Raw genomic sequence first — 15,469 nt, forward strand, 5'->3', positions numbered from 1 at the left:
TGATGGATCCAACCCCTCCGCTGCTATAGTGCAGTCGGCTTCTGACGTTCAGTGCAGCCGTCTTCTGAAAACGACAACAGTGGTGGTGCACAGCATGGATCGGCTGGCCCGCAACCTCGATGACCTGCGTCGCTTGGTACAGAAGCTGACTCAGCGCGGCGTGCGCATCGAGTTCCTGAAGGAGGGCCTGGTGTTCACTGGCGAGGACTCGCCGATGGCCAACCTGATGCTGTCGGTGATGGGGGCCTTCGCTGAGTTCGAGCGCGCCCTGATCCGCGAGCGGCAGCGTGAGGGCATCGCCTTGGCCAAGCAGCGTGGCGCGTACCGGGGCCGCAAGAAAGCCCTGTCCGATGAGCAGGCTGCTACCCTGCGGCAGCGAGCGACGGCCGGCGAGCCCAAGGCGCAGCTTGCCCGCGAGTTCAACATCAGCCGGGAAACCCTCTACCAGTACCTCCGCACGGACGACTGACACATGCCGCGTCGCTTGATCCTCTCGGCCACGGAGCGGGACACCCTGCTTGCGCTGCCGGAAAGCCAGGATGACCTGATCCGCTACTACACCTTCAACGACTCCGACCTGTCGCTGATCCGCCAGCGACGCGGCGACGCCAACCGCCTCGGCTTCGCCGTGCAGCTCTGCCTGCTGCGCTACCCCGGTTACGCGCTGGGAACCGACAGCGAGCTGCCCGAGCCGGTCATCCTGTGGGTGGCGAAGCAAGTCCAGGCCGAGCCGGCGAGCTGGGCAAAGTACGGCGAGCGCGACGTGACCCGTCGCGAGCATGCCCAGGAACTGCGCACCTACCTGCAACTGGCCCCGTTCGGCCTGTCCGACTTCCGCGCCCTGGTGCGCGAGCTAACCGAGCTGGCCCAGCAGACCGACAAAGGCTTGCTGCTGGCCGGTCAGGCCCTGGAGAGCCTACGGCAGAAACGACGCATCCTGCCGGCGCTGAGCGTGATTGACCGGGCCTGCTCGGAAGCCATTGCGCGAGCCAATCGGCGGGTCTACCGCGCCCTGGTCGAACCACTCACGGACTCGCATCGGGCCAAGCTGGACGAGCTGTTGAAGCTCAAGGCCGGCAGCAGCATCACCTGGTTGACCTGGCTGCGCCAGGCACCGCTGAAACCCAACTCTCGGCACATGCTGGAACACATCGAGCGGCTGAAGACATTTCAGTTGGTGGACTTGCCCGAAGGCCTGGGCCGGCACATCCACCAGAACCGCCTGCTCAAGCTGGCCCGCGAGGGTGGGCAGATGACGCCCAAAGACCTCGGTAAGTTCGAGCCGCAGCGCCGCTACGCGACCCTGGCCGCCGTGGTGCTGGAGAGCACCGCGACCGTGATCGATGAGCTGGTCGATCTGCATGACCGCATCCTGGTCAAGCTGTTCAGCGGCGCGAAGCACAAGCATCAGCAGCAGTTCCAGAAGCAGGGCAAGGCGATCAACGACAAGGTGCGCCTGTACTCCAGGATCGGCCAGGCGCTGCTGGAAGCGAAGGAAAGCGGCAGCGACCCCTATGCCGCCATCGAGGCGGTGATTCCCTGGGACGAGTTCACCGAGAGCGTCAGCGAGGCCGAGCTGCTGGCCCGGCCGGAAGGCTTCGACCACCTGCACCTGGTCGGCGAGAACTTCGCCACCCTGCGCCGTTACACGCCGGCCTTGCTGGAGGTGCTGGAACTGCGCGCCGCGCCGGCCGCGCAAGGCGTGCTGGCAGCCGTGCAGACCCTGCGTGAGATGAACGCCGACAACCTGCGCAAGGTGCCGGCCGATGCACCCACGGCCTTCATCAAGCCGCGCTGGAAGCCGCTGGTGATCACCCCGGAAGGCCTCGACCGGAAATTCTACGAAATCTGCGCCCTGTCCGAGCTGAAGAACGCCCTGCGCTCCGGCGACATCTGGGTCAAGGGCTCGCGGCAGTTCCGCGACTTCGACGACTACCTGCTGCCGGCCGAGAAGTTCGCCGCACTCAAGCGCGAGCAGGCCCTGCCCCTGGCGATCAACCCGAACAGCGACCAGTACCTGGAAGAGCGTTTGCAGCTGCTGGACGAGCAGTTGGCCACCGTCACCCGCCTGGCCAAGGACAACGAGCTGCCCGATGCCATCCTCACCGAGTCAGGGCTGAAAATCACCCCGCTGGATGCGGCGGTGCCGGATCGGGCGCAGGCGCTGATCGACCAAACCAGCCAGTTACTGCCGCGCATCAAGATCACCGAACTGCTGATGGACGTGGACGACTGGACGGGCTTCAGCCGCCACTTCACCCACTTGAAGGACGGGGCCGAGGCCAAAGACAGGACGTTGCTGCTGTCCGCAATCCTCGGTGATGCGATCAACCTCGGGCTGACCAAGATGGCCGAGTCGAGCCCCGGCCTGACCTACGCCAAGCTGTCCTGGCTGCAAGCCTGGCACATCCGCGACGAAACCTATTCGGCGGCCTTGGCCGAGCTGGTCAACCACCAGTATCGCCACGCCTTTGCCGCCCACTGGGGCGACGGCACGACCTCATCCTCCGATGGCCAGCGCTTCCGCGCGGGTGGCCGGGGCGAGAGCACCGGGCACGTCAACCCGAAGTACGGTAGCGAGCCGGGACGGCTGTTCTATACCCATATCTCCGACCAGTACGCGCCGTTCAGCACCCGCGTGGTGAATGTCGGCGTCCGCGATTCCACCTATGTGCTCGACGGCCTGCTGTACCACGAGTCCGACCTGCGGATCGAGGAGCACTACACCGACACGGCCGGCTTCACCGATCACGTCTTTGCCCTGATGCACCTGCTAGGCTTCCGCTTCGCGCCGCGCATCCGCGACCTCGGCGAAACCAAGCTGTACGTGCCGCAGGGCGTGCAAGCCTACCCGACGTTGCGCCCGCTGATCGGCGGCACCCTGAACATCAAGCACGTGCGTGCCCACTGGGACGACATCCTGCGCCTGGCCAGCTCGATCAAGCAGGGCACCGTCACCGCCTCGCTGATGCTGCGCAAGCTCGGCAGCTACCCGCGCCAGAACGGACTGGCCGTGGCCCTGCGCGAGCTGGGCCGGATCGAGCGCACGCTGTTCATCCTGGACTGGCTGCAAAGTGTTGAACTGCGCCGCCGCGTGCATGCCGGCCTGAACAAAGGTGAGGCGCGCAACTCGCTGGCCAGGGCGGTGTTCTTCAACCGCCTTGGGGAAATCAGGGATCGGAGCTTCGAGCAGCAGCGCTACCGGGCCAGCGGCCTCAACCTGGTGACGGCGGCTATCGTGCTGTGGAACACGGTGTACCTGGAACGCGCCACCCAGGGGTTGGTCGAGGCCGGCAAGCCGGTGGACGGCGAGCTGCTGCAATTCCTGTCGCCGCTGGGCTGGGAGCACATCAACCTAACCGGCGATTACGTCTGGCGGCAGAGCCGCAGACTGGAAGACGGGAAGTTTCGGCCCTTACGGATGCCCGGAAAACCTTAGCGTACGATTTTTTCCGAATTCTGCGGGCTCCCCAAGTATGTGGCAGGGATTCGAGCTCGGCGAGGAACATAGCCATCCCCAACGCGCGCTGCTCGCCCTCTGACAGCACCTTGGAGGCTTTCGCCGTGATTTCCTGCAGGCGCAGCGTGACCTTGGTCACCCCCAGCTCTGTGCGCCCGCTCAGGTCGGGTTGCACCCGTCGCTTATAGCCCAGGGCTTTCAACTCAGCATTCATAGAAGCGGCCAGAGCCTCGGTCACATGCGTCGCCGCCAGGGACGTCAGTTTGCGTGACACTGCCGCTGGGTTGAGGGCGGCATGGCAGCGGCTCAATGTGGCATGGACCTGACTGTCCTGAACAAAGCGCTCCACCGCGCCAAGCTGGTTGGCGAGGCGTTGTCGGGCTTCTAGCTCTGCCAGTTCTTGGGTCAGCGCCAAGCGTAGAGCGGGATCGGCAGAGGTCCGCAGGGTATTGGCGTCGACTCGGAGCGAAGCAGCTTTGGCGGCGAAGAGACTATCGAGGTTTGCTTCGATAGGAAGCGGTTCTGACTCGGGGGACCAGTTTCCAGTTTGCAGGGCTTGGCTAACCCAAGTATGCCGGGCGGTCCAGACCGATGCCGCTGCGGTGATGGCAGCGTGTAGGTCGGGCAGTCGCTCCTCCACGTCAGCCCGTGTTGGCACATCCAGAACGTTTAGATCGACAGCCTGCACCTTCCCTAGAGCGTTCATGCGCGCAAGCGTGGCGGCTTGCGCATCCGCCGTGGCGCTGTCGGCGACAAATGCCGCGAAACGCCGCATGCGCTCCGAGGCATCCGTTGAATAAGGTTGCTGGCAGAGTACGCAGTAAGCGTCCGGTTCCAGGTGCGGGAAGGGATGTTCAGGGTATGCCGTCTGCTGAGAGAAAGCCTCAGCGGCTCGGTACATCGTTTGCCAGAGTTCAGCTCCTGTGCCTTCCAGCAGCGTGGCGGTGGGTGAGGACGTTACCGGCAACTCCATGGCGTTCAGTGTGTCTCGATCCTGAAGACGCGCTTGCGCCAGTTGCATGGCGAGATGCGCGGTTTTTTCCGTTGTAATCAGTTCCTTTGCCCGTGCTATGGCACGATCATTCACCCAGCGCTGGACTTCCTCGGCTCGACGCTGCGCCTGGTCCAAGCGTGTCGCCAAACGTTCCAAGGCCAGCGCCTGCGGCACAGGATCGCTTTCCAGTAATGTCCGCTTCAGAAACTCCAGTCGCCGGAGTTCATCGTCACCGACCGTCCCTAATCGAGCAAGCACGGCGCGGTCCGAGTCCCCACCTAATTTGGCGATGTAGCGGCCGACTTCGGTGTCACCCTTCAGCGGTTCGAATTGCCGGGTATCCAGAGCCAAGGCATTGCGTTCGGTCCCAATCCGTGCCTGTAAATCACGCTGAAGTAGGACCAGGCGCGTCAGATGAGTGAGTCCGTAGGGCTGAAATGCAGGGGTCCCTTCCGCGTCGATGTAGTCATTGGCACAGGCCGCGTCGTAGACCGAGACCGAACTCAAATGCAAATGGGCCGGCCCGTTCTGGACCCAACGTGCGGTTTCCGGAGTGCCATCCACCAAAATGGCGAAATCTGCTGATGGCAGTCTAGCTGGGGTTGCCGCCCCAAAAGCGTCGGGCAGGACCTCCACCCGATGCCGAGCGTTGCAGGCATTCTTGAAGACGCGGGCGTAGCCGGATTTGCCGGCGCCGTTATGACCAAAGAAAATGGTCATGCCCTCCGGTGCGAGGTCAAAGGCACGACCGGACGGGAAGCCGTTTACCTGGTCTAGCCCCGAGACACCCACCAACCGCACGGTTGCGCCACTTCCGGCGCCTGGTACGTCGTCCAGCGTGAATGGCCGTGCTCCCCCCGTGGTTGCGTCTTCCCGTTCTTGCTCGCGAACCATTCGCAGAATGGTCTCGATGTCATCTTGGGTTAGTTCGGCCCGGGCAAATATCCGGCGCAGTGCTTCCTGCTGCCAGGGTCTGAGTCCGCCGGCCCACCCAATAATCTCGTCCAACAATGGCATATCCGTCTCCTTTCCAGATCCGCCGATTAAAGGCCGCGCCCAGTTGGATGGCAAGTGGCCAGCGCCTTCGAGGTGCTTCGCCGTGTTCCGTTTGCCTGCCTTCCTGACCGCCACCCTAGTGGCTTGTCCGGTCGTGACGCTACACGGGCAGAATTTCTGCATGCTGGCCAGTATCAAGCCGCTCTAAAGTCCGCTACCGGAAAGCGCTGTTTAGCGGTGAGAGACGGGGAAAGTGCGGAAGCTACTACCGACGCAAGCGATGTGGTGAGCAGTCCTCAGGTATGTGCGAAATTGCACTCCTCTTGACCACCAATTTGGGTTGGCGTTGACCACGGATTGCGTTCAACTTGACCAGGGCGTGTCACTGTCACGACCGTCAGAGAACGGCCGATTCTGTTGAAAAAGTAGGTTTAGCGGCGGCCTGCCGATCAGGTGTGCCTGCTGTCGAAGTGACTGCAAGCCACTTCAGGTTGCCTTTCGGCGTTTCGCTGAGCGTCCTTGCTCAGGCCTGAGGGTTAATTTGAAGGTTTCTGCTCTCAGCAGGCGTACCTATCCCGTGAGCGGTGGCCCTTGAGGCAAAAGCTTGGCCATGCGTCGCAGGTTCTGCACCGCCGCCGCCAAAGTGAATTCGTCAGTGGCACCTGTCAGGCCGCGCAGTCGTAAACGATCGAGTTTCATGATCCGTTTGAGGTGGGCGAACAGCATCTCCACCTTCTTTCGTTCGCAGCGAGAGACGAGGTATTCCGGTGTCTTGGCGATGCGCCTGGCCACATCGCGGGCAGCCTCATGGATACTGCGGACGATCTTCCGATTCGGCGTGTTGGGGCAGCATTTCGCTTTCAGCGGACAGGTAGTGCAGTCGGTTTGGCTGGAGCGATAAATGATGGTGTGGGCCTTGGTCACCCGCGATCTTTTCTGGGTGAAGGCGCGCCACTCACTGCGTAGTGGTTTGCCGGCTGGGCAGCGGTATTCATTGGCCTCCTGGTTCCAGTGGAAGTCGTTACTGGAGAGGCTGTCGTCCTTGCGCTCAGTCTTGTCCCACACCGGCACATGCGGCTCGATGTCCTTTTCTTCGACCATCCAGGCCAGCATCGGGGCGGTGCCATAAGCGGTATCGCCGATAAGGCGTTCCGGTGTGAGATCGAACTGAGCTTTGACACGCTCAACCATCGTCCTAGTCGAATCGACTTCGGCGGTACGGTGCGCCGGGGTAGCTTCCACGTCCATGATCACACCGTGCTCAGTGTCGATCAGGTAATTCGTGGAGTAGGCAAAAAAGGCCGGCCCACCTGGCGCTGCTGTCCAACGGGACTGAGGATCTGTGAGCGAAATTTTCTTGGGAAGAGCCTCAGCCAGCGCCTCTTCATCAAGGGCTTCGAGGTACTCGCGCACTGCGCGGCTGCTGAGCTTTGGATCGTTCCAATCGACCTCATCTCCCGCTACCCCACGTTGCCGGCTGGCATCCGCCTTGATGATGCTAGCGTCGACGGCAAAACCTTCGCCCTTGACTAGGCCGGCTGCCATGCAACGCCGCAGCACCTCATTGAACAACCAGCGGAACAGATCGCTGTCACGAAAACGCCCATGGCGATTCTTCGAGAAGGTCGAGTGATTGGGGACTTCGTCTTCCAGACCCAGCCGGCAGAACCAGCGATAGGCCAGGTTCAGGTGCACCTCTTCGCACAATCGCCGCTCGGAACGAATGCCATAGCAGTAGCCGACGACCAGCATGCGCACCATCAATTCCGGGTCAATCGAGGGGCGTCCGATGGGACTATAGAAGTCCGCCAGGTAGGCGCGCAGATCACTAAGATCCAGGCACTGGTCGATGCTGCGCAGGAGGTGTTGAGCCGGGACGTGATCTTCTAGGTTGAACGAGTAGAACAGGCGCTGCTGTCCTCCCGGTAACTGCCCCATCATGCTGTTCGCCCCCACGCTCGCTGACAGAGCAATTTTGCCAACGGTATGGAGAGGCCGCTACTTTTTCAACAGAATCGGCCAAAAACGGACACCGCCAACCCGAAAAAAACTGAGCGTTGCTTTCCGTTAAGTTTGGTAGTTGCAAGCCCCGTTCAGGAAGAATTGCTCGATCAACGCCGCCATACCTGCGCGTGCGATACGGCCGCGGCGCTCGGCGTCTACCAGGCCGAAGATCAAGGAGGAGAAGATTTCGGTAAGCGCCGGGGCACCGATATCGATACGGAATACGCCCAGTTTTTGCCCGCGTAGAAAGAACTCGTCCAGCGTTTCTGAGTAAGGCAGCCATCGGCAGCCGCCTGCATCTAAATCAAACGTGTCCGGGCGCCACTGAAATGAGAGGAAAACCAACAACTCCCTGTGAGTCAAATGGCCTTCGATCAGGCGATGCAATGCGTCCAAGGGCGCCGACTCAAGATCGGCATCGGCAATGACCCGATAAATAACCACCGAACCATGATCCAGAAGCATCTCGATCAGGTTGTCGCGGGTGCCGCAAAACCTGTTTAGCGTCGCCTTGCTGACTCCCGCTGCCTGGGCTATTTCTTTGAACGTGGCTCGCGGGTGGTCAACGATGGCGATCGCCAGGGCCTTCAGCAATTGCTCATCGGCAGCAGTTAAATCCATCGGTCACTCTTTATCTATCGCAGGCAGATGCGGGTATTTTGCCTAGAACACTCATTTTTCTCAAAGAGGATACTAGCTTTGTTCACATCAAAATCAAATGAGTCAATATTGACTCATTTGATTTTGGTGTGCATCATGCGCGGCTTCGACTACGTACTGGCTTCGTGCTTGGGTGAGATATGAACAAATTTCGCGAGTGGATCACTTTTTCCGTGATCTCCTGTTTGGTCGCCGTGACCCTGGTTGGCTGCGACAAGCCCGAAGAGCAAGGGGAGGAGGCGCCGGCGCGTGAAGTCGATGTGCTCAGCGTGCAGACCGAGCCCTTCACCGTGGTTGCCGAGCTACCAGGACGCATCGAGCCGGTGCGTGTCGCCGAGGTGCGCGCGCGGGTGGCGGGGATCGTGCTCAAGCGCACCTTTGAGGAAGGGGCCGACGTGAAGGCCGGCGACGTGCTGTTCCAGATCGACCCTGCGCCGTTCAAAGCGGCCCTGTCGCGGGCGCAGGGTGAACTGGCCCGCGCCGAGGCGCAGTTGTTCCAGGCCCAGGCGATGGTTCGCCGATACGAGCCGCTGGTGAAGATCAACGCCGTCAGCCAGCAGGATTTCGACAACGCCAAGGCCGCTCTGCAGAGTGCCCAGGCCGACAAGCGATCGGCCCAGGCCAATGTCGAAACCGCCCGCCTGGACCTGGGCTATGCCGAGGTTCGCGCACCCATTGCCGGACGCATCGGCCGAGCCCAGGTCACCGAAGGGGCGCTGGTAGGCCAGGGTGAGGCGACTCTGCTAGCGCGTATCCAGCAACTTGATCCGGTGTACGCCGACTTCACCCAGCCGGCTGCCGACGCCCTGCGCCTGCGCGCGGCCATCGCCGAGGGCAAGGTTACCGGCGCTAGCGACCAGCCGTTGTCGCTGCGCGTCGATGGTACCGATATCGAGAGCAAGGGCACGCTGCTGTTCACTGATATCTCGGTGGATCGCAGCACCGGGCAAATCGCCCTGCGAGGGCAGTTCGACAACCCCGAGGGCGTGTTGCTGCCGGGTATGTACGTGCGTGTGCGCACGCCGCAGGGGCTCAACCAGAACGCCATCCTGGTGCCGCAACGTGCCGTGCAGCGTTCGGCTGACGGCCAGGCCAGCGTGATGCTGCTGGGCGAGGGCGATACCGTCGAGGTGCGCCAGGTCACTACTGGCGCCATGCAAGGCTCGCGCTGGCAGATCAGCGAGGGCCTGCAGGCCGGCGACAAGGTGATCACCAGCTCGCTGGCGGCTATCCGTCCGGGCGCCAAGGTCATCCCACGCGAGCAAGGCGCCGCCGAAAAAGCTCCACAGTCCCAGGCCCAGTAAGCCGGAGAACCATTCATGCCCCTGTTTTTCATCCGACGCCCCAATTTTGCCTGGGTAGTCGCCCTGTTCATCTCGCTAGGTGGCCTGCTGGTCATTCCGTTCCTGCCGGTGGCACAGTACCCCAACGTGGCGCCGCCGCAGATTACCGTGACCGCCACCTATCCCGGCGCCTCGGCGCAGGAGCTGACCGACTCGGTGACCAGCGTCATCGAGGAAGAACTCAACGGCGCCAAGAACCTGCTGTACTTCGAGTCCACCAGCAACGCCAACGGCATAGCCGAGATCACCGTCACCTTCCAGCCGGGGACCGACCCCGAACTGGCCCAGGTCGACGTGCAGAACCGTCTGAAGAAGGCCGAGGCGCGCATGCCGCAGGCCGTGCTGACCCTCGGCATCCAGACCGAGCAGGCCACCGCCGGCTTCCTGCTGATCTATGCGCTGAGCTACACCGATGGCGACAAGGACTCCGATGTCACGGCGCTGGCCGACTACGCGGCGCGCAGTATCAACAACGAAATCCGCCGGGTACCCGGTGTCGGCAAACTGCAGTTCTTCGCCTCCGAGGCGGCCATGCGCGTGTGGATCGATCCGCAGAAGCTGGTTGGCTACGGCCTGTCCATTGATGACGTGAACAACGCCATCCGCGCGCAGAACGTGCAGGTGCCGGCCGGTGCCTTCGGCAGCACGCCGGGTTCCAGCGAGCAGGAGCTGACGGCGACCCTGGCGGTCAAGGGCACCCTGGACAACCCGCAGGAATTCGCCGCCATCGTGCTGCGTGCCAACCAGGACGGCTCGCGCCTGACCCTGGGCGACGTGGCACGCATCGAGGTCGGCAGCCAGGACTACAACTTCGGCTCGCGCCAGGACGGCAAGCCCGCCGTTGCCGCCGCCGTGCAGCTGTCGCCCGGTGCCAACGCGATCCAGACCGCCGAGGCGGTCAAGCAGCGTCTGACCGAGCTGTCGGCCAACTTCCCGGACAACGTCGAGTTCTCCGTGCCGTACGACACCTCGCGCTTCGTCGACGTGGCCATCGACAAGGTCATCATGACCCTCATCGAGGCCATGGTGCTGGTGTTCCTGGTGATGTTCCTGTTCCTGCAGAACGTGCGCTACACCCTGATCCCGTCCATCGTCGTGCCGGTGTGTCTGCTTGGTACCCTGACCTTCATGTACCTGCTGGGCTTCTCGGTGAACATGATGACCATGTTCGGCATGGTGCTGGCCATCGGCATCTTGGTGGACGACGCCATCGTGGTGGTGGAGAACGTCGAGCGGATCATGGCCGAGGAAGGCCTGGCGCCGGTGCCGGCGACCATCAAGGCGATGGGGCAGGTGTCCGGGGCGATCATCGGTATCACCCTGGTTCTGTCGGCGGTGTTCCTGCCGCTGGCCTTCATGGCGGGTTCGGTGGGGGTGATCTACCAGCAGTTCTCGCTGTCGCTGGCGGTGTCGATTCTGTTCTCGGGCTTTCTCGCGCTGACCTTCACCCCGGCGCTGTGCGCCACGCTGCTCAAGCCGATTCCTGTAGGCCATCACGAGAAGACTGGCTTCTTCGGCTGGTTCAACCGCAAGTTCACCAGCCTGACCAGCCGCTACACGAAGCTCAACGACAAGCTGGTGCCGCGAGCCGGGAGGGTGATGTTCATCTACCTGGGCGTGGTGGTGCTGATGGGCTTTCTCTACATGCGCCTGCCGGAATCCTTCGTGCCGGTGGAAGACCAGGGTTACATGATCGTCGACATCCAGCTGCCGCCCGGCGCCACCCGTGAGCGTACCTCGGCCGCTGGTGGAGAGCTGGAGTCATTTCTGATGGCCCGCGAGGCCGTGCAGACGACCTTCCTGGTGCTTGGCTTCAGCTTCTCCGGCATGGGCGAGAACGCGGCCATTGCCTTCCCGCTGCTCAAGGACTGGTCTGAGCGTGATTCTTCGCAGTCGCCGGAAGCCGAGTCGGTTGCGGTCAACGAGCACTTCGCCAACCTCGATGACGGCGCAATCATGTCGGTACCACCACCGCCGATTGAAGGCCTTGGTAACTCCGGTGGCTTCGCCCTGCGCCTGCAGGACCGCGCCGGTCTCGGCCGCGATGCCCTGTTGGCAGCGCGCGATGAAGTGCTGGGCAAGGTCAACGGCAATCCGAAGTTCCTCTACGCCATGATGGAAGGTCTGGCCGAGGCGCCGCAGCTGCGCCTGGTGATCGACCGTGAGCAGGCCCGCACGCTGGGTGTCAGCTTCGAAGCGATCAGCAGCGCGCTGTCCACTGCGTTCGGCTCGTCGGTGATCAACGACTTCGCCAACGCCGGCCGCCAGCAGCGCGTGGTGGTACAGGCCGAACAGGCCGAGCGCATGACGCCGGAAAGCGTCCTGCGCCTGCATGTGCCCAACGACAGCGGCAGCCTGGTACCGCTGAGTGCTTTCGTCACCACGAGCTGGGAGGAAGGCCCGGTGCAGGTCGCGCGTTACAACGGTTACCCGTCGATCCGCATTGCCGGTGACGCCGCGCCCGGCGTGAGCACTGGCGAGGCGATGCTCGAACTGGAGCGCATCGCTGCCGAGCTGCCCGAAGGTATCGGCTACGAGTGGACCGGGCTTTCGTATCAGGAGCGGGTCGCCAGCGGCCAGGCGACGATGCTGTTCGCGCTGGCCATCACCGTGGTGTTCCTGCTGCTGGTGGCGCTCTACGAGAGCTGGGCGATCCCGCTGACGGTGATGCTGATCGTGCCGGTCGGCGCACTCGGCGCGGTACTGGCGGTGACTGCCATCGGCCTGCCCAACGACGTGTACTTCAAGGTCGGCCTGATCACCGTGATCGGCCTGGCGGCGAAGAACGCCATTCTCATCGTCGAGTTCGCCAAGGACCTGTGGGAAGACGGCTACTCGCTGCGCGATGCCGCTGTCGAAGCCGCGCGCCTGCGTTTCCGCCCGATCATCATGACCTCCATGGCGTTCATGCTCGGCGTGGTGCCGCTGGCCATCGCCACTGGCGCCGGCGCTGCGAGCCAGCGCGCACTGGGCACCGGGGTGCTGGGCGGGATGCTCAGCGCGACCATGCTCGGGGTGATCTTCGTGCCGATCTTCTTCGTCTGGGTGCTGTCGCTGCTGCGCACCAAACCTCAGCAAACCGACAACCATCCCCTGCATAAAGCGGAGTAATGCGATGACCTCTCACTTCATGCTCCGTCGCGCTCTGCTGCCCCTGGCCATCGCCGCCCTGGCGGGGTGTTCGCTGGCCCCGACCTACGAGCGCCCGCAGGCACCGGTCGCGTCGCACTGGCAAGCCGCCGACGCGGAGGGCGCCCGTGCCCAGGCGCTGGACTGGCAGACCTTCATCGTCGATGCCGACTTGCGCCGCGCGGTGGATACGGCGCTGAGCAACAACCGCAGCCTGCGCCAGGCGCTGCTGGATATCGAAGCTGCGCGTGCCCAGTACCGCATCCAGCGTGCTGATCGCCTGCCTTCGATCAACGCCAATGCCAGCGGCAACCGCCAGCGCCTGCCTGCCGATCTGTCGCAGACCGGGCGCTCGGAAGTGACCAGCAACTATCAGGTCGGCCTCGGCCTCGCGGAGTACGAAGTCGACCTGTTCGGCCGCGTGCGCAACCTCTCCGAGGCCGCGCTGGAGACCTACCTGGCGACCGAGGAGGCGACCCGTGCCACGCAGATCAGCCTGGTTGCCGAGGTCATCCAGGCCTACCTGACCCGCGATGGTGCGCTACGCCGCATGGCCCTGGTCGAACAAACCCTGGACAGCCGCATGGCCTCGCTGGAGCTGGTCAGCCAGCGCCGTGCAGCGGGGGCCGCCACCGCCCTGGATTACCAGGAAGCGGTCGGCCTTGCCGAACAGGCTAGGGCCGAGCGCGAGAGCACCGAACGCCAGTTACGCCAGGCGGACAACGCCCTGGTCCTGTTGCTCGGCACGCCAGATGCCGCTCGCCTGCTGCCCGCGACGCCCCGCGACGACCTGATGGTGCTGCAGGACATCGCCCCCGGCACCAGCTCGGAACTGATCGAACGGCGCCCGGACATTCTCGCCAGCGAGCACCGCCTCAAGGCGCGCAATGCCGATATCGGTGCAGCTCGCGCCGCGTTCTTTCCCCGGATCAGCCTGACCGGTTCGGTGGGCAGCTCCAGTGCCGAGTTGTCCGGATTGTTCGATGGCGGCTCGCGGGCCTGGAGCTTTGCCCCGACGCTGTCGCTGCCGATCTTCGCCGGTGGCCGCAACCGCGCCAACCTGGACCTCGCCGAAGTGCGCCAGGACGCGGCGGTGGCCGACTACGAAGGCACCATCCAGACCGCCTTCCGCGAAGTGGCCGATGCCCTGGCCGCCACCGACACCCTGCGCCGCGAGGAGGCTGCCCGCCAGGCTCTGGCCGGTTCCAGCGAGGCTGCGATGGCCCTGGCTAAGGCGCGTTACGAGGGCGGCGTGGACGACTACCTGCGTTATCTTGACGCCCAGCGCAGCACCTTTAGCAACCAGACCACACTAATTCAAATCAGCACGGAACGGCAGATTGCGCTGGTTGACCTGTTCAGGTCTCTGGGCGGTGGCTGGGGCCAAACTGAACCGATGGCCGGGATCGGCGCTGAGTGAGCAAAGCCAGGAGTCCTGCATCCGAAGACCGGACTCTGGCTCCATCACCGGTGAGCTACTGGTCATCGACGGGGCAATCGTCTGATCGAGAATAAGACTGTCTGACGACTGGCAGGCCTATGGATTATTGGTGGCAGCAGCTAACGGCTCTATAAAGAGCTGCAAAAAATCACTGTAACGCATGATTGACTGACTGCTTCTGGCCGGTTTCTGCCTGTTGCGTCTCTGCTGCCCACTGGCCAAGTCGGATGCACGCGGTGGTCAGTACCAATGCAATTGACTGGTCAAATGGGTGCAATTGCGCAGGTATGGACTTCAAGCCCCAATTTCCTGGAAAAGAGGTTCTTTCTATGGACATCCGACATCAGAGATTGAGTAGCGGAATGTCTGAGCTGAAGTCATGTCCATGGCTGTTCTTCTTTCCTTTACATCGACGAGGCGTTTATCGAGTTGAGCGAGTCGTGGGCGGGCGATCTGGTGACCTATGGCCGCCAAGTCCGCGAGCGGGTGCAGCAGTGGACAGGGCTCACCGTTGGGGTGGGCATCGCACCGACCAAGACCCTGGCCAAGCTGGCCAACTACGCCGCAAAGAAGTGGCCTGCCACCGGTGGCGTAGTCGATCTGCGCGATGAAGGGCGTCGCGCCAGGCTGATGGAGATCACTCCGGTGGACGAGATATGGGGCATTGGCCGGCGACTGACAGCCAGACTGGAAGCTCAGGGCATCAAGACAGTTGCCGGTCTGGTCGCCGCTGACCCCAAGAGCCTACGGCACCGTTATGGCGTGGTCGTTGAGCGCACGGTGCAGGAGCTGCGGGGGATCCCCTGCGCCGAGCTGGAGCAAGAGGCACAAGCCAAGCAGCAGATCATCTGCTCGCGCTCGTTTGGGGAGCGCATTACCCAGATTGGCCCCATGCATCAGGCGCTGGCCGGCTACATGGAGCGTGCCGCCGAGAAGCTGCGAGGGGAGGGGATGTGTTGCCGCCATGTGACGATCTTCATTCGCACCAGTCCGTTCAGCGACCGGGAGCCCTATTATGGTAACCAGGTGAGCACCAAGCTGGCCTTGCCTACCCATGACACCCGGGATTTGCTAGCCCTGATCCACGAGTTGCTCCCCCGTATCTGGCAAGACGATAAGCGTTATCAGAAAGGAGGCGTGATGCTGGCCGACTTCACTCCGGCCAATGTGCAGCAGGGAGACTTGTTTGCTGGTGAGCAGCAAACACCCCGCAGCCAGGCGCTGATGCAGGTCATCGACAAGATCAATCAGGGGAGGCTTGGGAAAGTCTACTTCGCGGCCCGGGGCCAAGAGAACAGAGAATGGATAATGAAGCGGGAGCAGTTGAGCCCTCGCTATACCACTTCCCTACACGAACTGCCGATCGTAAAAACGTAACCATGATTTAGAGTTATGAGGGAAAATCCCATCCGACTGAAGATGAGTGATTTCCCTCCTTCTTT

At 62.8% G+C, this 15,469-nt stretch carries 8 protein-coding genes and 1 pseudogene; 6 read left to right on the top strand and 3 right to left on the bottom strand.

Features of this window, described 5'->3' with window-relative positions; all coding sequences use genetic code 11:
- Both OKC28_RS10180 and OKC28_RS10185 read left to right on the top strand, forming a co-directional pair.
- On the top strand, nucleotides 1-469 hold a 469-nt coding region (locus OKC28_RS10180), incomplete at its 5' end, for a recombinase family protein (protein WP_270689102.1).
- A gap of 3 nt (nucleotides 470-472) precedes the next feature.
- The gene (locus tag OKC28_RS10185) at nucleotides 473-3,439 is read left to right on the top strand and encodes a Tn3-like element TnAs1 family transposase (RefSeq protein WP_001138014.1); all 2,967 of its coding nucleotides are present in this window, start codon (nucleotides 473-475) and stop codon (nucleotides 3,437-3,439) included.
- Here OKC28_RS10185 and OKC28_RS10190 read toward each other — a convergent pair.
- From OKC28_RS10190 to OKC28_RS10200, 3 genes are all read right to left on the bottom strand, one after another.
- A complete protein-coding gene (locus tag OKC28_RS10190; protein ID WP_232484513.1) occupies nucleotides 3,351-5,471 on the bottom strand; it encodes an AAA family ATPase in 2,121 nt (706 codons plus the stop codon). The two genes, OKC28_RS10185 and OKC28_RS10190, sit on opposite strands and share 89 nt — an antisense overlap.
- Before the next feature lie 549 nt (nucleotides 5,472-6,020).
- Nucleotides 6,021-7,391 (bottom strand): IS1182-like element ISCfr1 family transposase, encoded by a 1,371-nt coding sequence (locus OKC28_RS10195; RefSeq protein WP_065285146.1) that lies wholly within the window; start codon nucleotides 7,389-7,391, stop codon nucleotides 6,021-6,023.
- Between the two features lie 126 nt (nucleotides 7,392-7,517).
- Nucleotides 7,518-8,075, bottom strand: coding sequence for a TetR/AcrR family transcriptional regulator (locus OKC28_RS10200; protein ID WP_088813950.1), 558 nt, complete (start codon nucleotides 8,073-8,075; stop codon nucleotides 7,518-7,520).
- Between the two features lie 179 nt (nucleotides 8,076-8,254).
- Between OKC28_RS10200 and tmexC the strand changes: the two genes are divergently transcribed.
- The 4 genes and pseudogenes from tmexC to OKC28_RS10220 form a co-directional block, all read left to right on the top strand.
- Nucleotides 8,255-9,418: a multidrug efflux RND transporter periplasmic adaptor subunit TMexC gene (tmexC, locus tag OKC28_RS10205; protein ID WP_065285147.1), complete on the top strand. Its 1,164-nt coding sequence runs from the start codon at nucleotides 8,255-8,257 to the stop codon at nucleotides 9,416-9,418.
- 15 nt (nucleotides 9,419-9,433) lie between these two features.
- Nucleotides 9,434-12,568, top strand: coding sequence for a multidrug efflux RND transporter permease subunit TMexD (tmexD, locus tag OKC28_RS10210; protein WP_088813949.1), 3,135 nt, complete (start codon nucleotides 9,434-9,436; stop codon nucleotides 12,566-12,568).
- A 4-nt stretch (nucleotides 12,569-12,572) separates the two neighbouring features.
- Nucleotides 12,573-14,006, top strand: a complete 1,434-nt coding sequence (locus OKC28_RS10215; protein WP_003152694.1) for a multidrug efflux transporter outer membrane subunit TOprJ1 — start codon at nucleotides 12,573-12,575, stop codon at nucleotides 14,004-14,006.
- 429 nt (nucleotides 14,007-14,435) lie between these two features.
- A pseudogene (locus OKC28_RS10220) lies at nucleotides 14,436-15,404 on the top strand (DinB/UmuC family translesion DNA polymerase); the annotation flags it as partial.
- Nucleotides 15,405-15,469 lie beyond the last annotated feature (65 nt).

It is taken from the genome of Aeromonas sp. D3, from assembly GCF_027705025.1.
GTDB lineage: Bacteria > Pseudomonadota > Gammaproteobacteria > Enterobacterales > Aeromonadaceae > Aeromonas > Aeromonas salmonicida.